Raw genomic sequence first — 23,028 nt, 5'->3', positions numbered from 1 at the left:
GACCAGGATGGCTAGTTGGTGCCGATCTTGGCCAGGAGGTCCACGATGCGGCCCTGCACGTCCGCGGTGGTCGACCGCTCGGCCAGGAACAGGACGCTCTCCCCGGAGGCCAGCCGCGGCCGGTCGGCTGGCTCGATCCCGGTGGCCGTGTAGACGACGAGCGGGGTGCGGTTCAGCAGACCGTTGGCGCGCAGCCAGTCCACGATCCCGGCCCGCCGGCGCCGCACCTGCATCAGGTCCATGACCACCAGGTTGGGCCGCATCCGGGTCGCCAGCTCCACGGCGTCGGTGTCCGCGCCCGCACGGGCGACCTGAAGGCCGCGCCGCTCCAGCGCGGCGGTCAGCGCGGTGGCGACCTCCTCGTGCTCCTCGATCAGCAGGACCCGCGAAGGGTGCTGCTCGCTGTCGCGCGGCGCCAGCGCCTTGAGCAGGACGGCCGGGTCGGCTCCGTACGCCGCCTCGCGCGTGGCGTGCCCCAGCCCGGCCGTGACCAGGACGGGGACCTCGGCGGCCACCGCGGCCTGGCGCAGGGACTGCAGGGCGGTCCGGGTGATGGGCCCGGTCAGCGGGTCGACGAACAGCGCCGCCGGGAAGGCCGCGATCTGCGCGTCCACCTCCTCGCGGGAGTGCACGATCACCGGGCGGTAGCCGCGGTCGCTGAGCGCCTGCTGCGTCTGCGCGTCCGGCGCGGGCCACACGAGCAGCCGGCGCGGGTTGTCGAGCGGCTCGGGCGGGAGCTCGTCGTCCACGGGCTGCGGCACGGGGCGGTTGACCACCTCGACGGCACCGCCCGGGCCGTCGAGCGGCTCGGGACCCTCGGCGGCGCCCGCCTCCGGGGCTCCTATGGCGAAGGCCCTGCCCTGGGGCGCGGGTTCGGAGAGCCTGCGGCGCCGGCCGGAGCCGGTCCCGCCGGGGCCCGCGGCACCCGGGTCCACGGAGAGGCCCTGGCCGAGCGTGCCGAGCGCGCGCACGCTGATCGGCTGCCCGGTCGCGGGGGCGTCCCCGGGCTGCCGGGCGCCGGGCACGGCGGCCGCCGCGGAACCGGCGTCCTCGGGCGCGGTCCGGGCCGCCGGGACGGGCCAGGCGGGGGTCGCGGGCAGGGCGCGGCGCCGCCCGGTCGGGAGCGCGGGGTCCTCGCCGCCGCCGGGGGCGGCCGGGGCCTGCGGGTCGGGGGTCGCGGGCGCGCCGAGCACCCGGCGGGCACGGCGCCCGGCCGGGCCGTCGGCGTCGGCCTCGGCCGAGCCGCCCGGGGCGGCCGCGGACGGGCCGGCGGGCAGGGCGAAGCCGCCCTCGGGCGCGACGCGGGATCCGGCGGGAGCCGCGAGACCGGCCGCGGGCACCGGACCGCCGGGCTGCGCGGGTGCGGCCACCGGCCCCAGCGCACGCCGGCGCCCGGCCGGATGCTCGGTCACCGGTACGGGGGGAACGGCCGGTACGGGCGGCAGCGCCGGCAGGGCGGTGCCCTGCGGGGGCACGGGCCGTCCGCCGCCGGCCTGCCCGGAGCCCGGGCCGTCGTCGCCGTCACGGCCCCGTCGGCGCCCGGTGCCGAGCCCCGCCGGGTTCACCGGGGACTGGGCGAGCTCCGCCGGGCCCGAAGCGGACCCCTGGGCGTCCTGCGCGGGGACCTCACCGTCCGCGCGGCGGCGTCCGGACGGCAGCGCCAGCGCGCCTCCGGCCTCGGGTCCCCCGGCGCCCTCGTCCTCGCCGGTGCCGTCCTCCAGGAAGGCGTCCACCCCGCGCCGGCCCCGCCGGCCGCCGGAGACGGTCGCCGGGGCGGCCTCGGGCTCCGGTGCCGCCTCCGGCTCGGGCAGCTCCACCGTCCCGGCCCCCGCGCCCAGCGGCAGCTCCAGGACGTACGCCCCGCCCGGCGCGCCGGGCACCTCCACCGTCTGCAGGAGCCCGCCGTGCGCGGTGACGACGCCCCGCACGATCGGCTCGTGCACGGGGTTGCCGCCCTCGTAGGGGCCGCGCACCTCGATCCGTACGACCTCGCCGCGCTGGGCCGCGGCCACCACGATCGTGGAGTCGCTGTACCCGCTGCCCTGGCGGGTCTTGCCGGTGGCGTCCACCCCGGCCACGTCCGCGACCAGGTGCGCCAGGGCGATCGCGACCCGCTCCGGGTCCACCTCGGCCTCGATGGTCGGGGCGTGGACGGCGAACTGCGCCCGGCCGGGGCCGATCAGCTCGACCGCCCCGTCGATGCCCGTCTTGACGACCTCGTTGATGAGGACGTTCCGCTTCTTGAGCTTCTCGCTGCCCGCGTCCAGCCGCTGGTAGCCGAGGACGTTGTCCACCAGGGTGGTCATCCGCGAGTACCCGGCGGCCAGATGGTGCAGCAGCTGGTTGGCCTCGGGCCACAGCTGCCCGCCGTCGTCGGCGGCCAGCGTGGCCAGCTCCCCGCGCAGCTCCTCCAGCGGACCGCGCAGCGCGTCCCCGAGCACGGCCACCAGCTGGGCGTGGCGGGCGGCGAGCGCGTCGTAGGGGCGCCGGTCGGTGAAGGTCATGACCGCGCCGACGAGCATGTCCCCGTCCCGTACGGGCGAGGTGGTCAGGTCGACGGCCACGGGCTGGCCGGCCTTGTTCCACAGCACCTGTCCGCGGACCCGGTGCTTGCGCCCGCTGCGCAGGGTGTCGGCGAGTGGGGACTCGTCGAAGGGGAAGGGGGAGCCGTCGGCGCGCGAGTGCTGGATCAGCCCGTGCAGCTCGCGGTTGCCGAGGTCGGTGGCGCGGTAGCCCAGGATCTGGGCGGCGGCCGGGTTGACCAGGACCACGCGGCCGTCGGTGTCGGTGCCCACCACGCCCTCGGCGGCGGCGCGCAGGATCATCTCGGTCTGCCGCTGGGACCGGGCCAGCTCGGCCTCGGTGTCCACGGCCTCGGTGAGGTCGCGCACGACCAGCATCAGCAGCTCGTCGCCGGTGTACGGCTGGGGCTCGCGGTAGGCGTCACGGCCGTCGAGGTGGGCGCTGGTGACCTCGACGGGGAACTCGGTGCCGTCGGTGCGGCGCGCGGTCATCCGCTTCGGCTTGGAGCGGCCCGTCAGCTCGTCGCCGGGACGGCGCATCGAACCGGGGATCAGTTTCGAGTCGAACTCGGGGAAGAGGTCGAGCACACCGCGGCCGACGAGACCGGTGCCGGGGCTCTCCATGACCTCGAGGGCGATCGAATTCGCGTTGACGACCGTGCCGTTGGCGTTGACGAGCAACAGCGCGTCCGGAAGCGCGTCGAGTATTGCTGCGAGGCGAGCAGCGCCTCGGGATGGCCTGCTGCTCACGACGAGCGTCCTCCCTGACCACGACTACCGGCATGTCACGGGAGGAGTCTAAGGGCACCGTCCCGCCGAGAGGGGGCGGATGAACGGGGGAAACCGTCCATCCGCCGCATCCTCCCAGGTCAGGCACCCGCAGTCGGAAGGACGGGTTCCAGGTTGTCCCAGCGGGCGATGGCGCACCCGTTCTCGCGTCCGAACCAGCTGTCCACCTTCTGTCCGTGCCACGTTCCCGTGACGTGCGCGGTGGCCGGTCCGCCGCTCTGGAAGGTGCACACGGCGGGCTTCGGCGCGGGGGCGAAGGGGTCCCTGCCCTGCTTCGCGAGCGCGTCGAGGCGGGCGCAGGCCTCCTCCGCCTTGGGGTGGTCGCCGCCGACGGGGTGGCAGTCGAGGCGGTACCGGCCGTCGAGGCCGCCCGCCTTGGAGATGTCGATCGTCAGCCGGTCGGGGGAAGCCAGCAGCCGGCCCAGGGGCAGCGGCGGCAGTGGTCCGGCCGTCGCGGCGGCCAGCGCGGAGGTGACGGCGAAGGCGGCGAGACGCAGCATGGGGCACTCCAGGTCGTCCGTACGTCGTACGCCTCACCAACGACCCGCCCGCCCGGACGTTGCGAGGGAGAGGGCCCGGGCGAAAGGGATCAAGGAAGAGGGCTTAAGGCTTTGCCCTGTGGGCCCGGCTCCTTGTACCGTGGGAGCGGATTGGTGACCGGCCCCGCGGCTGTGTCATCATCTGCACGCACCCCTGTTACGGGGGTGTGCTGGAGGCGTCGCCTAGTCCGGTCTATGGCGCCGCACTGCTAATGCGGTTTGGGGCTTACACCCCATCGAGGGTTCAAATCCCTCCGCCTCCGCACCTCGCCGAAGCCCCGGTCCTGACGGACCGGGGCTTCGGTGCGTTCGGGGTGCCTGCGTGCCGCCGGTGTGCCGCGCGCCCGTAGGCCGTTCGTCGTGTGCCGGTGTGCCGGTGCGTTCGGGGCTCGAAGGCGCGCCCGGGCGTTTGGGACGGCCCTCCGTGGGTACCCGCCGAGGCTCCCGCGCTCCGCCCGGATCCGGGCCGACGATCTTCGTTCAGTGCGTTTCCGCAGGTCAGAGGCGTTATGGCTAATGGATTTCGCGTCCCGGCGAGGTCCATGTATTGTTGTTCTCGCAAGGCCAACCGGGCAGAAAACGCCGGGAAGCCAAGCACTCGTAGCTTAACGGATAGAGCATCTGACTACGGATCAGAAGGTTGCAGGTTCGAATCCTGCCGAGTGCACAGCCCGAGAGGCCCTCAGGAGAAATCCTGAGGGCCTCTCGCGTATGTCCGGCCGGTTCGTCCCCGTCGGCTAGGGCCGGCGGGCGGGCAGGACGCGGGGGAGACCCGTCACCGACATCACCAGCGAGTAGAGCGAGGTGGTGGCGGTGATGAAGAGGCGGTTGTTCTTCGGGCCGCCGAAGGCGATGTTCGAGACGGGTTCCGGAACGCGCAGGCGGCCGATGAGGTCGCCGTCCGTCGCGTAGCAGTGCACGCCCGACTCCATCGCGGCAGCCCACAGCCGGCCCTCGTCGTCGAAGCGGATGTTGTCGACCGAGGGGCACGCCGTGAAGACCCGGTCCCCGCTCAGCGTGCCGTCGTCCCCGACCGTGAAGGCGCGGATGTGGCCCGCGCGGGTGTCGGCCGCGTAGAGCTCGCTCTCGTCGGGGGAGAAGACCAGCCCGTTCGGCCCGAGGAAGCCGTCGGCCACGAGGCGGACCTCGCCGGTGGCCGGTTCGGCGCGGTAGAGGTTGCAGGAGCCGATCTCGCTCGGGGCGCGCCCGCCCTCGTAGTCGTTGGTGATGCCGAAGTCGGGGTCGGAGAACCAGATCGACCCGTCGGAGCGCACCACCGCGTCGTTCGGACTGTTGAGCCGCTTGCCGTCGTGACGGTCGGCGATGACGGTGAGGCTGCCGTCGGGCTCGGTACGGGTGACACGGCGGTTGCCCTGTTCACAGGTGATCAGGCGGCCCTCGCGGTCGAGGGTGTTGCCGTTGGAGTGGCCGGCCGGGGTGCGGAAGACGGACACCGCGCCCGTCGCCTCGTCCCAGCGGAGCATCCGGTTGTTGGGGATGTCGCTCCACACCAGTTGCCGCCACGCCGGCAGGTACAGCGGGCCCTCGGCCCAGCGGCAGTCGTCGTGGAGGCGCTCCAGACGGAGGTCGCCGTTGGCGCAGCGGCCGGTCCGGAAGCGCTCGTCCAGGATCTCGTACAAGGCGAGGTCGGCAATTCCCAACATGATTCCCCCATAAGAGTGAAAGGCCGAATAGGATTCGGCTTGAAGGTGAGATTGCAGGATCAGGTACCGTCTTCGCAAGGGCGGGCACATGGGAGGAAGAACGCGTGGACGACATCGACCGGGCGCTGCTCCTGCGCCTCCAGGAGGACGCGGGGCAGTCGTACGCCGCCCTCGGGACGGCCGTGGGGCTCTCGGCGGGGGCCACCCACGAGCGGGTGCGCAAGCTGCGCGAGCGCGGGGTGATCCGGCGGACCACGGTCGACGTGGATCCGGCGGCCGTCGGCAGCGGGGTGCTGGCCTACGTGATGGTCGACTCCAACGCGTGGATGGGCGAGTCGGGTGGGGACTTCGAGGCGATCCCGGAGATTCAGGAGGCGCACATCATCGCCGGCAGCGCCTCCGTACTGGTGAAGGTCCGCACGGCCACCACCGAGCAGCTCCAAGACGTGCTGCGCCGCCTCTACGCCATCGACGGGGTCAGCGGGACGCAGGCGACCGTGGTCCTGGAGACCTTCTTCGAGCGGCCGCTGCCCCTGTGACCGGCACCGCCGGGGGCTGGTGGTGCACCGGGATCCGGTGGAGCGGGGAGCGGCCCGCCATCGGGTGGTCCGGGCCCGGGCGCGGTGAGCGCGGCAGCCCGCTCTCCTACGGGCAGCGGCTGGCCTTCGCCGCCCGGGGCGGGCGGCGCTGCCTCGGCGTGCGGCGCGCCGGGAAGCGGACCCCGTGCCCGGCGGGCCGGACCGTACCGGGGCGGGCCGGGAGCGCCCAGTGCCCCGAGTGCGCCCGGCTGGACCGGTCCTTCTCGGTGGCGGCCGACACCAATGCCGCCGATCCGCGCCCGTACCGGGTGTACCTGGCGTGGTTCGGTCCCGGGATGGTCAAGGTCGGCATCACCGCCGAGGAGCGCGGTGCGGTGCGGCTGCTGGAGCAGGGGGCGGTGACCTGGACCTGGCTGGGGCGCGGGCCGCTGATGGCGGCGCGCCGGACCGAGGAACTGCTGCGCGCCGCCCTCGGGGTGCCGGACCGGATCGCCTACGCCCGCAAGCGCGCCGTGCGGGCCGGGCTGCCGCCGGAGGCCGAGCGGGCGCGGGAGGTGGCCGAGCTGCACGCCCGGGCGGCGGGGCTCCCGGGGTGGCCGGAGTCGCTGGAGCGGCTGGGGTGCGCGACCACCGACCACGCCGGGCCGTTCGGGCTGGCCGCACTGCCCGCCCCGGCCCGCGTGGTCACGGAACTGGCGCCCGGCGCGGCCGTCGTGGGGCGGCTGGTGGGTGCCGCGGGGCCGGACCTGCACTTCGCCGACGGGCTGGTGGTGGACACCCGGCTGCTGGCCGGCTGGGAGCTGGCCGCCGCACCCGACCGGGTCGCGACCGACGCCCCGACGGCGGCCGTCGCCCCGCCCGCCCGGGACGACGGGCAGAACGGGCTGTTCTGACCGGGAGCCGCCGGATCCCGAAGGTCAAAACTTGGATCCCTTTGGACTCCCGGGGCTGTTTCTGGTGGACATGCCAAGGGGCTTCCGCAGAGGGTGGCGGGCATGAGCATCCAGCCCGTGCCGGCGTTCGAACCGCCGTATGTCATGGCCGTATTCAGCAATGTCCGCACCTCCGACGACACCGGGTACCCGGAGGTCAACGCCCGGATGAACGAGCTCGTCCGGGAGAACCCCGGCTTCCTCGGGTACGAGTCCGCGCGCACCCCCGGGGGCCTCGGCATCACCGTCGCCTACTTCCGCGACCACGCGTCCCTGGCCGCGTGGCGCACGGACCTGGAGCACCAGGCGGCCATGAGCCGGGGCCGCGACCACTGGTACGAGAGCTACACCCTGCACGTCGCGACCGTCGAGCGGAGCCACGGCTTTGCCCGCAACGGCTGAGACCGTCCGGGCCTTCCGTGACCGGCTGGGCCTGCCCGGACTGGTGGACGTGCACACGCACTTCATGCCGGACCGGGTGATGCGCAAGGTGTGGGACTACTTCGACGCCGCCGGCCCGCTGACCGGCGTGGAGTGGCCCATCACCTACCGGCACGAGGAGGAGCAGCGGGTCGCGCTGCTGCGGGAGTTCGGCGTCCGGGCCTTCACCTCGATGCTCTACCCCCACAAGCCCGCGATGGCCGCCTGGCTCAACGCCTGGGCCGAGGACTTCGCCGCCCGCACCCCCGACTGCCTGCACACCGCCACCTTCTTCCCGGAGGAGGACGCGGCCGCCTACGTCGGGCGGGCCGTGGAGCGCGGGGCCCGCGTCTTCAAGGCCCACCTCCAGGTCGGCGGGTACGACCCGAACGACCCTCTGCTCACACCGGTGTGGGGGTTGCTCGCCGAGGCGCGGATCCCGGTCGTCGTCCACTGCGGCTCCGGGCCCGTCGCGGCCGCGCACACCGGGCCCGGGCCGATCGCCCGGCTGCTCGCCCGCCACCCCCGGCTGCCGCTGGTCGTCGCGCACATGGGGATGCCCGAGTACGCCGAGTTCCTCGACCTCGCCGACCGCCACCGCGAGGTGCGGCTGGACACCACCATGGCCTTCACCGACTTCTCGGCGCAGTTCAGCGGCTTCCCGCCCGGGGACCTCGGACGGCTGGCCGACCTCGGGGACCGGATCCTGCTCGGAACCGACTTCCCGAACATCCCCTATCCCTACGAGCACCAGCTGGAGGCCCTGGAACACCTCGGGCTCGGCGACGACTGGCTGCGCGCGGTCTGCCACGACAACGGCGCCCGGCTGTTCTCCCTGCCCGGCTGACCGCCCGGGCCGCCCCGATCCCTTTCTCAGGAGATTCACAGGTTGGGGCAAGAACGCTCTCACGGGCGCGGGCCAGCGTGGGGGCATGACAGCGACGACCACCTCCCCCGCGTCCATGTCCACCGCCAACCCGACGGCGCTGCGCCGCCCCGACGGGGGCCCCTGCCGGGTCCTCGTCGTCGACGACGAGGCCTCCCTCTCGGAGCTGCTGTCCATGGCCCTGCGCTACGAGGGCTGCGAGGTCCGCAGCGCCGGTGACGGAGCGGGCGCCGTACGGGTGGCGCGGGAGTTCCGGCCGGACGTGGTGGTCCTCGACGTCATGCTCCCGGACATGGACGGGCTGGCCGTTCTGGGCCTGCTGCGCCGGGAGATCCCGCAGGTCCCGGTGCTGTTCCTGACCGCCAAGGACTCCGTCGAGGACCGCATCGCGGGCCTGACGGCGGGCGGCGACGACTACGTCACCAAGCCGTTCAGCCTGGAGGAGGTCGTGGCCAGGCTGCGCGGCCTGGTCCGGCGCTCAGGTGCGGCGCAGGCCGCGCGAGGCGGCTCGGTCCTCACCGTCGGAGACCTGAGCCTCGACGAGGACAGCCACGAGGTGGTCCGGGGCGGCCGGGAGGTCCGCCTGACCGCCACCGAGTTCGAACTGCTGCGCTACCTGATGCGCAATCCGCGCCGGGTGCTCAGCAAGGCGCAGATCCTGGACCGGGTGTGGTCGTACGACTTCGGCGGCCAGGCCAACGTGGTCGAGCTCTACATCTCCTACCTGCGGCGGAAGCTGGAGGGCGGCACCGGGCTGCCCCCGATGATCCACACCCGGCGCGGCGCCGGCTACCTGATCAAGCCGGCCGAGTAGTGGCACTCCGCCTCCAGGGGCCGCGCTCCGGACGCCGAGGGCCGCGCCGCCGGCGGCCGTGGTCGCTGCGGACCCGGCTGGTCGTGTCCGCGGTGGCGCTGATCGCCGTGGTGGGCGCGGCCATCGGGACCGTCACCACCCTCGCCATGCGCTCCCGCCTGATGGGTGAGCTGGACAAGCAGCTGAACAACTCCGTGGAGATGGCCGTCCGGGGTCCGGGCGCGGGCAAGGCGGCCCGCGAGGGCAGCCTCGGCTTCGTCTTCGCCCCCGGCTCCCCCATGGGCGCCGCCGGGATCCGGCTCGACCTCGCCGGGAAGACGATCGGCGGCGCCCGGATCGTCCCCGTGGAGGGACCCGGCCTCGACCACCGCGAGGTCCTCACCGAGGCGCAGACGGCCGTACTGGAGCACGTCGCGCGGACCGCCGGCCCCGGCCGGTCCCGCACGGTGGACGTGGACCTGCCGGGCCTCGGCGCCTACCGGGCGCTGGCCGCGCCCGACGGGGTCCTGGTGCTCGCCTTCCCGCTCAGGGGGGTGGACTCCACCGTGAACACCCTGATCGCCGTGGAGGTCTGCGTCACCCTCGCCGGGCTGATCGCCGCCTCCCTCGCCGGACAGGCACTGGTCGCGGTCGCCCTGCGCCCGCTGCGCCGGGTCGCCGCCACCGCCACCCGGGTCTCCGAACTCCCCCTGCACAGCGGGGAACCGGCCCTGCACGAACGCGTGCCCGAGGCCGAGGCCGACCCCCGTACCGAGGTGGGGCAGGTCGGCGCGGCCCTCAACCGGATGCTGGGCCACGTCTCCTCCGCACTGACGGCCCGCCAGCAGAGCGAGACGCAGGTCCGCCAGTTCGTCGCGGACGCCTCCCACGAGCTGCGCACCCCGCTCGCCTCCATCCGCGGCTACGCCGAACTCACCCGCCGGGGCAGGGAGGAGCCCGGCCCCGACACCCGCCACGCGCTGGCCCGGATCGAGTCCGAGGCCACCCGGATGACCGGGCTGGTCGAGGACCTGCTCCTGCTGGCCCGGCTGGACGCGGGCCGCCCGCTGTCCCGCGAGGACACCGACCTGGCCCCGCTCGTCGTCGACGCCGTCAGCGACGCCCGGGCCGCCGGCCCCGGCCACCACTGGCGCCTGGAACTGCCCGACGAGCCCGCCCCCGTCCTGGCCGACCCGGCCCGGATCCAGCAGGTCCTGGTGAACCTCCTCGCCAACGCCCGCACCCACACCCCGCCGGGGACCACCGTCACGGCTCGTGTTGAACTGGGAACGCCCCCCGCGGTAGCCGGGGGAGAAACATCCGCCGTCCGGCTGCGGATCGAGGACGACGGTCCCGGGATCCCCGCCGAGCTGATGCCGCACATCTTCGAGCGCTTCGCCCGCGGCGACGCCTCCCGCTCCCGCGCGGCGGGCTCCACCGGCCTGGGCCTGGCCATCGTCCAGGCCGTGGTCACGGCGCACGACGGCCGGGTCGACGTACGCAGCGAGCCCGGACGGACCTGCTTCGAGGTGCTGCTCCCCCTCACCGCGGACCCCCGTCCCCTGGCCCCGGCGGACTCACAGAGGGGCCACAGGCTCAGCACACCGAGGTGACAGGGCGCCCGGCGAGGGTCGGAGCATGCCAACCGACACCTCTTCCGGCGCCCTCCCGGCACGGGCGCCCCTCGCGCCCGTGCCCGGCGAGCCCGTACTCGACGTGGTGATCCCGGTCCACAACGAGGAAAGGGACCTCGGCCCCTGCGTGCGCCGGCTGCACGCACACCTCACCCGGACCTTCCCCTACCCCTTCCGCATCACCATCGCCGACAACGCCAGCACCGACCGCACCCCCGCGTGCGCGGCCGAGCTCGCCGCCGGCATCCCCGGCGTACGCAGCGTCCGGCTGGAGGAGAAGGGCCGCGGCCGCGCCCTGCGCACCGTCTGGAGCGGCTCGGAGGCGCCCGTCCTCGCGTACATGGACGTGGACCTCTCCACCGATCTGAACGCGCTGCTGCCGCTGGTCGCCCCGCTGATCTCCGGCCACTCCGACCTGGCCATCGGCACCCGGCTCGCCCGCTCCTCGCGGGTGGTGCGCGGAGCGAAGCGGGAGTTCGTCTCCCGCGCCTACAACCTGCTGCTGCGCTCCTCGCTCGCCGCCCGGTTCAGCGACGCCCAGTGCGGCTTCAAGGCCATCCGTCGGGAGGTGGCGCAGCGGCTCCTGCCGCTCGTCGAGGACACCGGCTGGTTCTTCGACACCGAGATGCTGGTGCTCGCCGAGAGGGCCGGGCTGCGCATCCACGAGGTGCCGGTGGACTGGGTCGACGACCCCGACTCCACGGTCCACATCGTCAGGACCGCCACCGAGGACCTCAAGGGCGTCTGGCGGGTGGGGCGGGCGCTGGCCCTGGGGGCGCTCCCGCTGGACCGGCTGGCCCGCCCCTTCGGCGACGACCCGCGCGACCGCACCGCCCTGCCCGGGGTGCCGCGCGGGCTGGCCCGCCAGCTGCTCGGCTTCTGCGCGGTCGGTGTGCTCTCCACCCTCTGCTACCTCGCCCTGTACTCCCTCTTCCGGCTCGGCACCGGACCGCAGGCCGCCAACGCCGCCGCCCTGCTGGTCTCCGCCGTGGCCAACACCGCCGCCAACCGCCGGCTCACCTTCGGCGTCCGGGGCCGCGACCGCGCCCTGCGCCACCAGGCCCAGGGCCTGGTCGTGTTCGTCATCGGACTGGCCCTGACCAGCGGTTCGCTCGCCGTCCTCGGCGCGGCCACCGACGACCCCGCCCACGGCACCGAACTGGCCGTGCTCATCACGGCCAACCTCGCCGCCACCGTGCTGCGGTTCCTGCTCTTCCGCGCCTGGGTGTTCCCCGAGCGCCGCACCACTCCCGTTCCCGTGAAGGACGACCAGCGATGACCACGGCCCTCCCACCCTTCGACTCCCCGTTCCCCGAGCGGGCCCCCGTCACGGACGGGGCCCCGGCCGCGGCCGCGCACCGGGCCGCCGCCCGGCCCGGCTGGGAACGGCCCGCGTACGCGGCGCTGCTGCTCGCCACCGCCGTTCTCCTGCTGTGGAACCTGGGCGCTTCCGGCTATGCCAACTCCTTCTACTCCGCCGCCGCACAGGCCGGCTCCGAGAGCTGGAAGGCCTTCTTCTTCGGCTCCTCCGACGCCGGGAACTCCATCACCGTCGACAAGCCCCCGGCGGCCCTGTGGCCGATGATGCTGTCCGTCCGGATGTTCGGGCTCGGCTCCTGGCAGATCCTCGTCCCGCAGGCCCTGATGGGCGTCGGCACCACCGCCGTCCTGTACGCCGCCGTGCGCCGCCAGTTCGGGCCCGCGGCCGCGCTGCTGAGCGGGGCCGCGTTCGCCCTCACCCCCGTCGCCGTGCTGATGTTCCGCTTCAACAACCCCGACGCGCTGCTGACGCTGCTGCTGACCGTCACCGTGTACTGCGTGCTGCGCGCCCTCGACGGGGCGCGGACCGGGTGGCTGGTGGCGGCCGGGGCGGCGATCGGCCTGGCCTTTCTGACCAAGACCCTCCAGGCCTTCCTCATCCTGCCGCCGCTGGCCCTGCTGTACGCCGTCTGCGCGCCCACCCGGCTGCGCCGCAGGCTCGGGCAGCTGGTGCTGGCCGGCGCCGCGATGGTGGCGGCCGGAGGCTGGTGGGTGGCGGTCGTGGAGCTGTGGCCCGCCTCCTCGCGCCCGTACATCGGCGGCTCGCAGCACAACTCCTTCCTGGAGCTGACCTTCGGCTACAACGGGCTCGGCCGGCTGAACGGCAACGAGACCGGCAGCGTGGGCGGCAGCCGGACCGGCGGGGCCTTCGGCGGGTCCGGGGGGTACGGGCTGCCCGGGGGCGGGCCGGGCCTGCGCGGCGGGGGCTGGGGGGAGACCGGCGTGGGCCGGCTTTTCTCGGCCGATGTGGGCGGTCAGATCTCCTGGCTGCTGCCCGCGGCGCTGGTGCTCCTCGTGGCGGGGCTCGTGGTGACCTGGCGGGCGGGCCGGGCCGCCGACTCCCTCCAGAGCATGGCCCGCGCGGCCTTCCTGGCCTGGGGCGGCTGCCTGCTGGTCACCGCCGCGGTGTTCAGCTGGATGCAGGGCATCTTCCACCAGTACTACACGGTCGCGCTGGCCCCCTTCGTGGCCGCGCTGGTGGGCATGGGCGTGGCCGTGCTGTGGGAGGAGCGGGGCGGCAGGGCCGCCGCGCTGACCCTGTCCGGCACCCTCGCCCTGACCGCCGTCTGGTCGTACGTGCTGCTCGGCCGCTCCTCCGGCTATCTGCCGTGGCTGCGCTGGGCGGTGCCCGCGGCCGGCCTCCTCGCCGCTGTCGCGCTGCCGTTCGCCGCCCGGCTGGGGCGCCGGGTGCTGCTCGGGGCGGCGGCGCTGGGGCTGGGAGCGGCCCTGGCGGGGCCGTTCGCGTACTGCATGACCACGGTCTCCACCGGTCACACCGGGTCGATCGTGACGGCCGGTCCGGCGGTGGCCGACGGGCGGGGCGGTCCCGGCGGGATGCGTTTCGGTCCGGGCGGGGAGCGGTTCGGGGGCGGCCTGCCGGGCCTTCCCGGAGGCGGTCCGGGCGGCGCCGCGCCGCAAGGGGCCCCGCAGGGCGGCCAGGGCCGCCAGGGGGGCATGCCGCAGGGAGGGCCTCAGGGCTTCCCGCCGGGCGGCGCACCGGGCTTCGGACAGCCGGGCGGTACGGGCGGCACGGGCCGGTCCGGGACCGGCCGGGGCGCCCGGAGCGGCGGCCCGGGCATGCGGGGCGGAGCCGGCGGCCTGCTCGACGGGGCCCGGGTCTCCGCCGAGGCCAAGGCCGCGCTGCGCGCCGACGCCGACCGCCACACCTGGGCGGCGGCCGCCATCGGTTCGCAGAACGCGGCGAGCTACCAGCTGGCCTCCGGCCGGCCCGTGATGCCCCTCGGCGGCTTCAACGGCAGTGACCCCTCCCCGACGCCGGAGCAGTTCAAGGCCTACGTGAAGGCCGGGAGGATCCACTGGTTCATCGCCCAGGGCGGCCTCGAAGGCGGCGCGGGCGGCGGGGAGTCCCGGGCCGCGGGCCGAGCGGGCGGGCAGGGCGGTCCGGGCGGGTCGACCAGTACGGCCATCGACAGCTGGGTGAGGGCGACGTTCAAGCCCACCACCATCGGCGGGGCCACCTTCTACGACCTGACGGCCCCTTCGACCGGCACGTCCTGAACCCGCCCCGATCCACGCGGCACCCCCTAGCATCAAGAGGGCGGACCGGGCATTCCGGGCTGATCCCCTTGTGATGAGGAGGGCACCTCGATGGTGACCGAGGCTGATCCGGGCGAGGCCAGGGCCAGTGTGTGGCTGGCCGCGATGCCCGCCGCCCCCGTCAGACGGCGTACCGAGGCCCCCTCGGGGCTGGACCGGGACCGGATCACCGCCGCCACCGTGCGGCTGCTGGACGCGCAGGGGCTCGGCCGCTTCTCCATGCGGAGGCTGGCGGCCGAGCTGGGCGTCACCGCGATGTCCCTGTACTGGTACGTGGACACCAAGCACGACCTGCTGGAACTGGCCCTGGACAGTGCCCTGGGCCAGCAGCCGCTGCCGGCCGGACCGCCGCCGGAGGAGTCCTGGCCGAGCAGGCTGAGGGGACTGGCCTGCGGCTACCGCAGGCTGCTGGCGGAGCACCCGTGGGTGGCTCCGCTCAGCGCCGTCTACCCGAACATCGGCCCGCACGCGCGGGCCTTCGACGCCGCCTTGCAGCGGCTGCTGGAGGCCGCCGGCCTGGCGGACGCCGGCCGGACCGGCGCCCACCTGGCCGTGTCGCAGTTCCTGAACGGCTGCGCGCTGCACGGCTGCGGGGGCACGGTCCGGCGGGCGCCCGAGGCGGACTTCGCCCTGGCCCTCGACGTCCTGATCGCGGGCATCGAGGCCAAGGCCGCCGACCGCCGGACTCAGGCCTGGGACGAGGCCTGAGAGGAGGCCTTGGAGCCCTCGCCGGACGACTGAGCCGGGATCCCGGCGGGGGTGCCCTCCGCGCTCGGGGCGTGCGCGGCCGGCTTCGACTTCAGCGCGACCTCCTTGATGAAGACGACCAGCACCAGTCCGAGGAGCGCGCTCGGGGCGGCGTAGAGGAAGACGTCGCCGACGCCGTGCCCGTACGCGGACTCCATGACCTGCCGCAGCGGCGCGGGCAGCTTGTCGAGGTCGGGGATCCCGCCCCCGCCGGTGCCGCCGTGCCCCAGGGCCGCCGCCTTCGGGCCGAGTGCGGCCAGCCCGTCCTTGACGTAGTGGGTGACCCGGTTGGCCATGACCGCGCCCAGCGCCGAGACGCCCATGGCGCCGCCCAGGGAGCGGAAGAACGTGACGACGGAGCTGGCCGCGCCGAGGTCCTCGGGGGCGACCTGGTTCTGGGTGGCGAGGACCAGGTTCTGCATCATCATGCCGAGGCCGAGGCCGGTCAGCGCCATGAACAGGGCGATGCGCCAGTACGGGGTGTCGTAGCGCAGGGTGCCCAGGAGTCCGAGGCCCGCGGTCAGCAGCACGCCGCCGGAGACCAGGAAGGCCTTCCACTTGCCGGTCCTGGTGATGACCTGGCCGGAGACCGTGGAGGAGACGAAGAGGCCGCCGATCATCGGGATGGTCAGGATGCCCGACATGGTGGGGGACTCACCGCGGGCCAGCTGGAAGTACTGGCTGAAGAAGACCGTGCCGGAGAACATCGCGATGCCGACGAAGAGCGAGGCGGCCGAGGCGAGGCTGATGGTCTTGTTGCGGAAGAGGCGCAGCGGGATGATCGGGTCGCTCGCGCGGGACTCCACGAAGAGGAACAGCAGGCCGAGTACGACGGCGCCGCCGGTCATCGCCAGGGTGGTCCAGGAGATCCAGTCGTAGGAGTCGCCGGCCTGGGTGACCCAGATCAGCAGCAGCGAGACCGCGCCGCTGATCAGGACGGCGCCCAGCCAGTCGACCTTCACGTCCCGGCGGACGACCGGCAGGTGCAGGGTGCGCTGGAGGACGATCAGGGCGATGACCGCGAAGGGCACGCCGACGTAGAAGCACCAGCGCCAGCCGAGCCACGAGGTGTCGGTGATGACGCCGCCGAGCAGCGGGCCGCCGACGGTGGCGACGGCGAAGACCGCGCCGAGGTAGCCGCTGTAGCGGCCCCGCTCGCGCGGGGAGATCATCGCGGCCATCACGATCTGGGCGAGGGCGGAGAGGCCGCCGACGCCGATGCCCTGGACCACGCGGCAGGCGATGAGCATGCCGGTGTTCTGGGACAGGCCCGCGACCACGGAGCCGAGGACGTAGATCACCAGGGATATCTGGACGAGCAGCTTCTTGCTGAAGAGGTCGGACAGCTTGCCCCACAGCGGGGTCGCGGCCGTCATCGACAGCAGGGCGGCGGTGACGACCCAGGTGTAGGAGGACTGGGTGCCGCCGAGGTCGCTGATGATCTGGGGCAGGGCGTTGGAGACGATCGTGGAGGACAGGATCGCCACGAACATGCCGAGCATGAGCCCGGACAGCGCCTTCATGATCTGGGAGTGGGTCATGGGGGCGCCGTCGGACGTGGTCTCCGACTGGCTGCCTCCCCGCACACCGGAGGGTGTGGTCGTAGCCATGTGTTTCCTTTGCCTAGAAGCTCGATCGGAGTCGGGCCAGCAGGGTGTTGAGTGCGTCGATGTCCTCGGCCGACCAGTCGGCCAGGGCCTTCTCCAGCGCGTCCGTGTAGCGGGCGCCGAGCTCGGCGAGCACGGCGCGTCCCTCGTCGGTCAGGCGCAGGATCCGGCAGCGGCCGTCGCCGGGGTCGGTCTCCCGGTCGATCCAGCCGCGCTGTGCCACATGGGCGACGTGCCGGCTGCTGACGGAGATGTCGACGGCCATGAACTCGGTGAGCCGGCTGAGCCGCATCTCGCCGTGCCGGTCGAGCACGGTGAGGACGGCGGCGGCGCCGGGCGGGCACTGCGGGGGCAGGATCCGGGCGAGGTCGCGTTTGACCGCTCCGATGCCGAGGAGCTGGCGGGCCAGCTCCTCGTACCGGGTGCTCTGCGTCGTCTGCGTGCCCACCGGACCGCCCCTATCTCGTTGCTTAGGGCAACCATAGAAGAGTATGGTTGCTACAGGCAAATGAATTCCCGGGGTGGGGCGGTAAAGGAATCGGAAAACCCGCTAGGGTCCAGCCATGTCCGCACAGCACAACGCACCCGACGCCGAGGGCCCCTACGACCCCGCCGGCAGTACGCAGATGTTCCGCGCGTTCGTGGCGGAGGGCGACGACCGGGCGGCGCGCACCCCGTCGGTGCCGGGATCGCGCCGACGGCCCAAGGAGTCCGGCCCGAAGGGCGCCGGGCGGCTCGCACTGGTCCTCGCGCTGGCGCTGGTGCTCGGGGCGGCGCTGTGGGTGGTCCTGCACTGACTTCCGGGCCGGGTCAGCTCCAGGTCGCTGTGACCCCGCGGGTCTCCACGTGCATGCCCAGGGGGACCCGCCAGGCCTCCACGCAGACCGTGTAGGTCTGGGTCCTGGAGGTCCGGCCCGCGAGGGGGGCGGGCAGGGGCTGGGCGGTGGTGACCGTGGCCCAGTCGATGCCCAGGGCGCCGATGACGTGCGTCGCGAAGCCGACCGTGCCGGAACGGGCCGCGGTGGTACCAGTGTTGGTGAAGGTCACCGTGACGTGCTCGCACCAGCGGTCGGAGGCCGCCGCGCGGACCGGGGCGCTCAGGGTGAGGGCGGCCGGGGTGGCGGGCGGGGGCGTGGTGCCGCCGGACCCACCGGAGCCGCCGGACCCTCCGGATCCGCCGGAGCCGCCGGATCCTCCCGAGCCGCCGCCGGTGGCGCCGCCGCTCGTGCCGCCGCCGGAGCCGCCGGAGGCGCCCGGCTGGGGCGTCGGGGTGGCGGGGCCGCCGGTGCCGCCCGCCGCGGTGCCGTTACCGCCGCCCGCGCCCCCGGCGCCGGGGGCGGCTCCGGGGGCGCCCGGAGCGGGGTCGGAGCCTCCCGGGGCGCCGGCCGTCGCTCCGCCCTGGGCGGAGCCCCCGGCTGCCGATGACCCCGGTGCGCCGGGCGTCGTAGAGCCGGAGGCACTCGCGGACGGGGCCGGGCCCGCCGGGACGATCGGCTGGAACTCCACCCGCCCCTGCGGCGGTACGTTCTGCCCCGCGCCCCGCTCGGGCCCGGCCGCCGCGGCGCCGACGGCGGCGTAGCCGTCGCGGTCCGGGCCGCCGCATCCGGTCAGGGCGGCGGCGGCCGTGCAGCAGAGGGCCAGGGCGAGGGCGCGCGCCGCGCGGGATCCCGTTCGCATCGCGCCAGTTTTCCTGACGCCATGTCAATTATGAACCCCGCAACCGAGGATGACCGGCCCGGTGGGTGCCGGACCGGCCGGCGGGGCGGGGCTATTCGCCGATGAGGCCCGTGCGCAGCTGTGCGAGGGTGCGCGTCAGCAGCCGGGAGACGTGCATCTGGGAGATGCCGACCTCCTCGCCGATCTGCGACTGGGTCATGTTCGCGAAGAACCGCAGCATGATGATCTGCCGCTCCCTGGGCGGGAGTTTGGCCAGCAGCGGCTTGAGCGACTCGCGGTACTCGACGCCTTCGAGCGCGCTGTCCTCGTACCCGAGCCGGTCCGCGAGCGAGCCCTCGCCGCCCTCGTCCTCCGGGGAGGGGGAGTCGAGCGAGGAGGCGGTGTAGGCGTTGCCGACGGCGAGGCCGTCGACGACCTCCTCCTCGGAGACGCCGAGGACGGCCGCCAGCTCCGGCACGGTCGGGGACCGGTCGAGGCGCTGGGCGAGCTCGTCGCTGGCCTTGGTCAGCGCGAGGCGCAGCTCCTGGAGCCGGCGCGGGACGCGGACGGACCAGGAGGTGTCCCGAAAGAATCGTTTGATCTCGCCCACGACGGTCGGCATCGCGAACGTCGGGAACTCCACGCCGCGTTCGCAGTCGAACCGGTCGATCGCCTTGATCAGGCCGATGGTGCCGACCTGGACGATGTCCTCCATCGGCTCGTTGCGGCTGCGGAACCGGGCCGCCGCGTAGCGCACCAGCGGCAGGTTCAGCTCGATCAGGGTGTCGCGTACGTAGGCCCGTTCGGGGCTGTCCGGGTCCAGGGTGGCGAGTCGCTGGAAGAGGGAGCGGGAGAGGGTGCGGGTGTCGATGGCTTCCGAGCGGTCGGCCACTGCCGGCAGCTCACGCGCGTCGAGCGTGAGCACCTTGGAGCTGCCCTGGTCTACGGACATGCCACCCCCTTGAGGTCGCGGACGGTCGCGTATCGGCGCGTCCGTCGGAGGAACGCAGCCTCCACCTGAATACCGGAGGCGGGGCTGCGGCAAACGCGGTTCCAGCAGAATGTCACATGTCGGCAACACGCTGTAGCGTCATGTCGACAAGTATCTCCAGCGACAGACGGCCGACCGAGCGGAATGAGCCGGTTCTGTAGGGAATCGCGGGCCGGGCTCCACCCGATCCGGTTACGCCTCGATCCTGTTTGCGGATCTCAGACGGGCGAAGCTGCGCGCGAGCAGCCGGGAGACGTGCATCTGGGAGACCCCGAGCTCGGCGCTGATCTGCGACTGCGTCAGGTTGTTGTAGTAGCGCAGCAGGAGGATCCGCTGCTCCCGCTCGGGCAGCTGTACGAGCAGGTGGCGCACGAGGTCGCGGTGCTCGACGCCGGCCAGCTCGGGGTCCTCGTAGCCGAGCCGGTCGAGCAGCCCGGGCATCCCGTCGCCCTCCTGGGCGGCTTCGAGCGAGGTCGCGTGGTAGCTGCGGCCCGCCTCGATGCAGGAGAGCACCTCGTCCTCGCTGATCCGCAGCCGCTCGGCGATCTCGGGGGTGGTGGGGGTGCGGCCGTGCAGGGTGGTGAGGTCCTCGGTGGCGGCGTTGACCTGCACCCACAGCTCGTGGAGGCGGCGCGGGACGTGGACGGTGCGGACGTTGTCCCGGAAGTATCGTTTGATCTCGCCCACGACCGTCGGCATGGCGAAGGTGGGGAACTGGACCCCGCGCTCGGGGTCGAACCGGTCGATCGCGTTGATCAGCCCGATGGTGCCGACCTGGACCACGTCCTCCATCGGCTCGTTGCGGCTGCGGAAGCGGGCCGCCGCGTAGCGCACCAGCGGGAGGTTGGCCTCGATCAGGGCCCCGCGCACCCGGTTGTGCTCGCTGGTGCCCGGCTCCAGGTCCTTCAGCTGGCCGAAGAGGACCTGCGTCAGGGCGCGGGTGTCGGCGCCCCGGCCCTGGGGTCTCGCCGTGGCCGCCGCGGGCTCCTGGGGGTCGGCGGGCGGCTCGTGCGGCGGCTCCGGCCTGGGCTCCTGCCGGGGTTCATGCTGGGGAGGCACCTGAGGCGCAGTACTGGCCGGCACGGTCACGCCACCCCTTCGGTCAACTCATCCGTCTCATCCGTCAAAAGCGGTCATAGCATCACAAGAGATGTGGACTATGTGCAAGCACCGTATATAGCCGTGTTGAGGGCAAGTTGGGCATTTAGGGGTATTCTTTTTGCCGGCGAGAACGCGAAAGGCCCCCCACCCGCGGAGTGAGGGGCCTGGATGTCCGGAAATCGCTTCAGCGTACGGGCTCAGGTCACCAGTTCGGTGATGAACTCGCCGATGCCGGATGCGGCATCCGATATGCCCTGGAAGCCTATTCCGACCATCTCCGCCGCCCGCTTGGGCTGGGTGATGATCACGAAGAGGACGAACACCGTGAGGGCGCCCGTGATGAGCTTCTTGGTGTCCATGAACGGTGTCGGCCTCCCCAACCGGTACTGCAAAGTCGGGTGAGTCTAACCGGTCAGGTTTGGACACTCACCTGTCCTTTAAGGACCAATGACCCTGTCGGACAGGTCTTTTGCCAGTGGGCGTCCGGTCGCCGGAGGAGCAGGATGGGACACGAGCCCACCGGTTCTGGCAGGAAACCGGTGGGTGAGGGACAGGGCCTCACTGCGGGGTCCGAGCCGCGGGCTTCCCCCCTGACCGCGGCCCGGGCTGGCGGGTTCCGTCCTCACCGGGGGAAGTGCCTCGTCCCCCGATGTCACTTCCCCCGTCCGCGTGGAAGGCCCCGGCTCCGGTCGGGGCCTTCTTCGCGTGCCCCGGCGCGTGCCGGACGAGCCGGGACGAGGCCGGGACGAAGCCCCTCCGGGCCGGTCTACTGGATGGCGCCCAGCAGGTCCAGCACGGGCGCCACGGGGGCGATCGCGGGCTGGAGCTGGTCCGGCAGCGTCATCAGCTGGTTGAGCTGGTTGGCCCCCTCACCGATCTTCCCCCCGATCTCCTGGACCGAGGACGGCGTGGCACCCGCGGGCATGCCCGGGGCGGCCGTCGGCAGGTCGGGGAGGGTGAGCGGGGCGGGCGGCGCGGCGGAGGCCGCGGGTGCGGCGAGGCCCGCGGCTGCCCCCGCGAGGGCGAAGGCGGCGAGGAGGCGCTGGGTCTTGGTCATGCCGTGTCCAACGGCCGAGCCGACGCCCGGTCACGGCGGGAACGCACGAGAGCCCCGGTTCGTACGAACCGGGGCTCTCGTTTCCAGAGCGGTGGTGGAGGGATTTGAACCCCCGATGGGTTGCCCCATACTCGCTTTCGAGGCGAGCTCCTTCGGCCACTCGGACACACCACCGAGAGAGATCCTAGCCGATGGGGGGGAGTGCTCCGCAACTTCCGGCCGAGTGGCCCTGCTCACCCCTCACCGGCCGGTCACCGCTCCCGGAAGAAATCCGTCAGCTGCCGCGCGCACTCCTCCTCCAGCACCCCGCGGACGACCTCCGGCCGGTGGTTGAGCCGGCGGTCCCGTACGAGGTCCCACAGCGACCCCGCCGCGCCCGCCTTCTCGTCCCCCGCGCCGTAGACCACCCGGGCCACCCGGGACTGGACGAGCGCGCCCGCGCACATCACGCACGGCTCCAGGGTGACCACCAGGGTGCACCCGGTGAGCCGCCACTCCCCGAGGCGGGCGGCCGCCCGGCGCAGCGCCAGCACCTCGGCGTGCGCCGTGGGATCCCCGACGGCCTCCCGTTCGTTGTGCCCGGTGGCGAGGACGGCCCCGTCCGGTCCGAGCAGGACGGCGCCGACCGGCACGTCACCGGCCGGCACCGCCAGGGCGGCCTCCCGGAGCGCCAGGCGCATGGAGTCGCGCCAGGGGTCCCGGACCGGGTCGGGGCCGGCACCGGGCCCGTCCCCGGGTCCGGTGCCGTGCGGGTCCTGCGTGTCGTACGTGAGGTCGTGCGCGGCGCTCACTAGCGGACGGCCTCCAGCACCTCGGTGGCGCCGAGCGCGTCGGCGATCTCCGAGAGGGCCTCCCCGTCGAGGGACATCAGCTCCTTGTGGCCGACGCCGAGGTCGTCCAGCAGACGGGGATCGCCGAGCGGGCCGGCCGGCACCGGCTCGGAGCCGGACCCCGCCCCGGCTTCCGCCTCGTCGTCCTCGTCCGCATAGGCGGCGACGGGCTCGTCCTCCCCGTCCTCGGTGCCGTCCAGGTCCAGTTCGTCGAGTTCGTCGTCCTCGTCGACGCTGCCCAGCAGCTCCTTGGTCAGCATCGATCCGTAGGAGCTCCGGTCGGCGGCGGAGGCGTTCGACACGAAGTACCGGGGGTCCTCCTCTCCGTCCACGCGGATGACGCCGAACCAGGCGTCCTCCTGCTCGATGAGGGCGACCACCGTGTCGTCGTCGACAGCGGCGGAACGTGCGAGATCGATCAGATCACTGAGGGACTCGACGTCGTCGAGTTCCAGGTCGCTCGCTTCCCACCCGTCTTCGGTGCGCGCGAGCAGTGCGGCGAAATACACCGTGACTCTCCCACTGGTCATAGGCGTGCCGGTTGGAGGTCCCCCCGGCCGGAGGTTGGGGTGTGAACGGTCGTGACACAAGCTGTTCGCACCCCGCCCAATCGGCATCGTGGCAGAAACAGCGGCTTTGCGAGAGGTCTTCCGCACGGCGGCCGTGTCGCGGCGCCGGGCGGAGGGCCGGTCAGGTGCCGGTCGCTGCCGTGGGCATCGTGCCC

22 protein-coding genes and 3 tRNA genes are annotated in these 23,028 nt (G+C 73.6%); 12 read left to right on the top strand and 13 right to left on the bottom strand.

Going from position 1 to position 23,028, the window contains the following annotated elements; translation table 11 throughout:
• Nucleotides 1–11: 11 nt before the first annotated feature.
• Nucleotides 12–3,272, bottom strand: coding sequence for a PAS domain-containing protein (locus tag ACFY15_RS05555; RefSeq protein WP_390825068.1), 3,261 nt, complete (start codon nucleotides 3,270–3,272; stop codon nucleotides 12–14).
• Nucleotides 3,273–3,391: 119 nt separating this feature from the next.
• Complete coding sequence (locus ACFY15_RS05550; RefSeq protein WP_390686081.1) at nucleotides 3,392–3,811, bottom strand: SSI family serine proteinase inhibitor; 420 nt, start codon at nucleotides 3,809–3,811, stop codon at nucleotides 3,392–3,394.
• 211 nt (nucleotides 3,812–4,022) lie between these two features.
• Between ACFY15_RS05550 and ACFY15_RS05545 the strand changes: the two genes are divergently transcribed.
• Both ACFY15_RS05545 and ACFY15_RS05540 read left to right on the top strand, forming a co-directional pair.
• Nucleotides 4,023–4,113, top strand: a tRNA-Ser gene (locus ACFY15_RS05545).
• Nucleotides 4,114–4,444: 331 nt separating this feature from the next.
• Nucleotides 4,445–4,517 (top strand) — tRNA-Arg (locus tag ACFY15_RS05540).
• Nucleotides 4,518–4,587: 70 nt separating this feature from the next.
• On the opposite strand, the gene ACFY15_RS05535 is transcribed toward ACFY15_RS05540, so the two are convergent.
• The gene (locus ACFY15_RS05535) at nucleotides 4,588–5,514 is read right to left on the bottom strand and encodes an SMP-30/gluconolactonase/LRE family protein (protein ID WP_390686080.1); all 927 of its coding nucleotides are present in this window, start codon (nucleotides 5,512–5,514) and stop codon (nucleotides 4,588–4,590) included.
• A 104-nt stretch (nucleotides 5,515–5,618) separates the two neighbouring features.
• On the opposite strand from ACFY15_RS05535, the gene ACFY15_RS05530 reads away from it, so the two are divergent.
• The 9 genes from ACFY15_RS05530 to ACFY15_RS05490 all read left to right on the top strand — a co-directional run bounded on the left by ACFY15_RS05530 (nucleotide 5,619) and on the right by ACFY15_RS05490 (nucleotide 15,023).
• A complete protein-coding gene (locus ACFY15_RS05530; RefSeq protein WP_390686079.1) occupies nucleotides 5,619–6,053 on the top strand; it encodes an Lrp/AsnC family transcriptional regulator in 435 nt (144 codons plus the stop codon).
• A complete protein-coding gene (locus ACFY15_RS05525; protein ID WP_390686078.1) occupies nucleotides 6,050–6,946 on the top strand; it encodes a DUF2797 domain-containing protein in 897 nt (298 codons plus the stop codon). Before ACFY15_RS05530 ends, ACFY15_RS05525 begins: the two co-directional genes overlap by 4 nt.
• Before the next feature lie 102 nt (nucleotides 6,947–7,048).
• A complete protein-coding gene (locus tag ACFY15_RS05520; RefSeq protein ID WP_390686077.1) occupies nucleotides 7,049–7,387 on the top strand; it encodes an antibiotic biosynthesis monooxygenase family protein in 339 nt (112 codons plus the stop codon).
• A complete protein-coding gene (locus ACFY15_RS05515; RefSeq protein ID WP_390825067.1) occupies nucleotides 7,371–8,252 on the top strand; it encodes an amidohydrolase family protein in 882 nt (293 codons plus the stop codon). The genes ACFY15_RS05520 and ACFY15_RS05515 overlap by 17 nt, the downstream gene beginning before the upstream one ends.
• An 85-nt stretch (nucleotides 8,253–8,337) precedes the next feature.
• Nucleotides 8,338–9,105 (top strand): response regulator transcription factor, encoded by a 768-nt coding sequence (locus ACFY15_RS05510; RefSeq protein ID WP_390686075.1) that lies wholly within the window; start codon nucleotides 8,338–8,340, stop codon nucleotides 9,103–9,105.
• Nucleotides 9,106–9,188: 83 nt separating this feature from the next.
• Entirely contained in the window at nucleotides 9,189–10,697 is a 1,509-nt protein-coding gene (locus tag ACFY15_RS05505; protein WP_390686074.1) for a sensor histidine kinase, read from the top strand.
• 25 nt (nucleotides 10,698–10,722) lie between these two features.
• Entirely contained in the window at nucleotides 10,723–11,997 is a 1,275-nt protein-coding gene (locus tag ACFY15_RS05500) for a glycosyltransferase (protein WP_390686073.1), read from the top strand.
• Complete coding sequence (locus ACFY15_RS05495) at nucleotides 11,994–14,276, top strand: glycosyltransferase family 39 protein (protein ID WP_390686072.1); 2,283 nt, start codon at nucleotides 11,994–11,996, stop codon at nucleotides 14,274–14,276. The genes ACFY15_RS05500 and ACFY15_RS05495 overlap by 4 nt, the downstream gene beginning before the upstream one ends.
• 90 nt (nucleotides 14,277–14,366) lie before the next feature.
• Nucleotides 14,367–15,023 (top strand): TetR/AcrR family transcriptional regulator, encoded by a 657-nt coding sequence (locus tag ACFY15_RS05490; protein ID WP_390686071.1) that lies wholly within the window; start codon nucleotides 14,367–14,369, stop codon nucleotides 15,021–15,023.
• On the opposite strand, the gene ACFY15_RS05485 is transcribed toward ACFY15_RS05490, so the two are convergent.
• Both ACFY15_RS05485 and ACFY15_RS05480 read right to left on the bottom strand, forming a co-directional pair.
• A complete protein-coding gene (locus ACFY15_RS05485; RefSeq protein ID WP_390686070.1) occupies nucleotides 15,002–16,672 on the bottom strand; it encodes an MDR family MFS transporter in 1,671 nt (556 codons plus the stop codon). The two genes, ACFY15_RS05490 and ACFY15_RS05485, sit on opposite strands and share 22 nt — an antisense overlap.
• Before the next feature lie 13 nt (nucleotides 16,673–16,685).
• Complete coding sequence (locus ACFY15_RS05480; RefSeq protein ID WP_390825066.1) at nucleotides 16,686–17,117, bottom strand: MarR family winged helix-turn-helix transcriptional regulator; 432 nt, start codon at nucleotides 17,115–17,117, stop codon at nucleotides 16,686–16,688.
• 115 nt (nucleotides 17,118–17,232) lie between these two features.
• Here ACFY15_RS05480 and ACFY15_RS05475 point away from each other — a divergent pair, with 115 nt between their 5' ends.
• Nucleotides 17,233–17,466 carry a hypothetical protein gene (locus ACFY15_RS05475; protein ID WP_390686068.1) on the top strand — a complete coding sequence of 78 codons (234 nt, stop codon included), beginning with the start codon at nucleotides 17,233–17,235 and terminating at the stop codon, nucleotides 17,464–17,466.
• Between the two features lie 13 nt (nucleotides 17,467–17,479).
• Here the strand turns inward: ACFY15_RS05475 and ACFY15_RS05470 are convergent, their stop codons facing one another.
• The 8 genes from ACFY15_RS05470 to ACFY15_RS05435 all read right to left on the bottom strand — a co-directional run bounded on the left by ACFY15_RS05470 (nucleotide 17,480) and on the right by ACFY15_RS05435 (nucleotide 22,813).
• Nucleotides 17,480–18,346 carry a hypothetical protein gene (locus tag ACFY15_RS05470; RefSeq protein ID WP_390686067.1) on the bottom strand — a complete coding sequence of 289 codons (867 nt, stop codon included), beginning with the start codon at nucleotides 18,344–18,346 and terminating at the stop codon, nucleotides 17,480–17,482.
• Between the two features lie 91 nt (nucleotides 18,347–18,437).
• Nucleotides 18,438–19,277 carry an RNA polymerase sigma factor SigF gene (locus ACFY15_RS05465; protein WP_390686066.1) on the bottom strand — a complete coding sequence of 280 codons (840 nt, stop codon included), beginning with the start codon at nucleotides 19,275–19,277 and terminating at the stop codon, nucleotides 18,438–18,440.
• Nucleotides 19,278–19,508: 231 nt separating this feature from the next.
• On the bottom strand, nucleotides 19,509–20,399 hold the full coding sequence (locus ACFY15_RS05460; protein WP_390686065.1) for an RNA polymerase sigma factor SigF: 891 nt from the start codon (nucleotides 20,397–20,399) through the stop codon (nucleotides 19,509–19,511).
• A 215-nt stretch (nucleotides 20,400–20,614) separates the two neighbouring features.
• Nucleotides 20,615–20,776 carry a hypothetical protein gene (locus ACFY15_RS05455; RefSeq protein ID WP_167747595.1) on the bottom strand — a complete coding sequence of 54 codons (162 nt, stop codon included), beginning with the start codon at nucleotides 20,774–20,776 and terminating at the stop codon, nucleotides 20,615–20,617.
• A gap of 407 nt (nucleotides 20,777–21,183) precedes the next feature.
• Complete coding sequence (locus tag ACFY15_RS05450; protein ID WP_390686064.1) at nucleotides 21,184–21,474, bottom strand: hypothetical protein; 291 nt, start codon at nucleotides 21,472–21,474, stop codon at nucleotides 21,184–21,186.
• An 89-nt stretch (nucleotides 21,475–21,563) separates the two neighbouring features.
• Nucleotides 21,564–21,648 (bottom strand) — tRNA-Ser (locus ACFY15_RS05445).
• Between the two features lie 77 nt (nucleotides 21,649–21,725).
• Entirely contained in the window at nucleotides 21,726–22,154 is a 429-nt protein-coding gene (tadA, locus tag ACFY15_RS05440) for a tRNA adenosine(34) deaminase TadA (RefSeq protein WP_390686373.1), read from the bottom strand.
• A 110-nt stretch (nucleotides 22,155–22,264) separates the two neighbouring features.
• On the bottom strand, nucleotides 22,265–22,813 hold the full coding sequence (locus ACFY15_RS05435) for a hypothetical protein (protein ID WP_390686063.1): 549 nt from the start codon (nucleotides 22,811–22,813) through the stop codon (nucleotides 22,265–22,267).
• Nucleotides 22,814–23,028 lie beyond the last annotated feature (215 nt).

It is taken from the genome of Streptomyces sp. NPDC001373, assembly GCF_042895815.1.
Taxonomy (GTDB): Bacteria; Actinomycetota; Actinomycetes; order Streptomycetales; family Streptomycetaceae; genus Streptomyces.
The sequence above is the reverse complement of the archived record's forward strand: the minus strand, read 5'-3'. Positions and strand labels throughout refer to the sequence as shown.

What these genes read in the sequence shown, in the direction of transcription:
- ACFY15_RS05550 (WP_390686081.1), bottom strand. Translation starts at nt 3,811, where the DNA reads ATGCTGCGTCTCGCCGCCTTCGCCGTCACCTCCGCGCTGGCCGCCGCG.
- ACFY15_RS05510 (WP_390686075.1), top strand. Translation starts at nt 8,338, where the DNA reads ATGACAGCGACGACCACCTCCCCCGCGTCCATGTCCACCGCCAACCCG.
- ACFY15_RS05520 (WP_390686077.1), top strand. Translation starts at nt 7,049, where the DNA reads ATGAGCATCCAGCCCGTGCCGGCGTTCGAACCGCCGTATGTCATGGCC.
- ACFY15_RS05470 (WP_390686067.1), bottom strand. Translation starts at nt 18,346, where the DNA reads ATGCGAACGGGATCCCGCGCGGCGCGCGCCCTCGCCCTGGCCCTCTGC.
- ACFY15_RS05475 (WP_390686068.1), top strand. Translation starts at nt 17,233, where the DNA reads ATGTCCGCACAGCACAACGCACCCGACGCCGAGGGCCCCTACGACCCC.
- ACFY15_RS05465 (WP_390686066.1), bottom strand. Translation starts at nt 19,277, where the DNA reads ATGTCCGTAGACCAGGGCAGCTCCAAGGTGCTCACGCTCGACGCGCGT.
- ACFY15_RS05535 (WP_390686080.1), bottom strand. Translation starts at nt 5,514, where the DNA reads ATGTTGGGAATTGCCGACCTCGCCTTGTACGAGATCCTGGACGAGCGC.
- ACFY15_RS05455 (WP_167747595.1), bottom strand. Translation starts at nt 20,776, where the DNA reads ATGGACACCAAGAAGCTCATCACGGGCGCCCTCACGGTGTTCGTCCTC.
- tadA (WP_390686373.1), bottom strand. Translation starts at nt 22,154, where the DNA reads ATGCGCCTGGCGCTCCGGGAGGCCGCCCTGGCGGTGCCGGCCGGTGAC.
- ACFY15_RS05495 (WP_390686072.1), top strand. Translation starts at nt 11,994, where the DNA reads ATGACCACGGCCCTCCCACCCTTCGACTCCCCGTTCCCCGAGCGGGCC.
- ACFY15_RS05490 (WP_390686071.1), top strand. Translation starts at nt 14,367, where the DNA reads ATGGTGACCGAGGCTGATCCGGGCGAGGCCAGGGCCAGTGTGTGGCTG.
- ACFY15_RS05450 (WP_390686064.1), bottom strand. Translation starts at nt 21,474, where the DNA reads ATGACCAAGACCCAGCGCCTCCTCGCCGCCTTCGCCCTCGCGGGGGCA.
- ACFY15_RS05485 (WP_390686070.1), bottom strand. Translation starts at nt 16,672, where the DNA reads ATGGCTACGACCACACCCTCCGGTGTGCGGGGAGGCAGCCAGTCGGAG.
- ACFY15_RS05500 (WP_390686073.1), top strand. Translation starts at nt 10,723, where the DNA reads ATGCCAACCGACACCTCTTCCGGCGCCCTCCCGGCACGGGCGCCCCTC.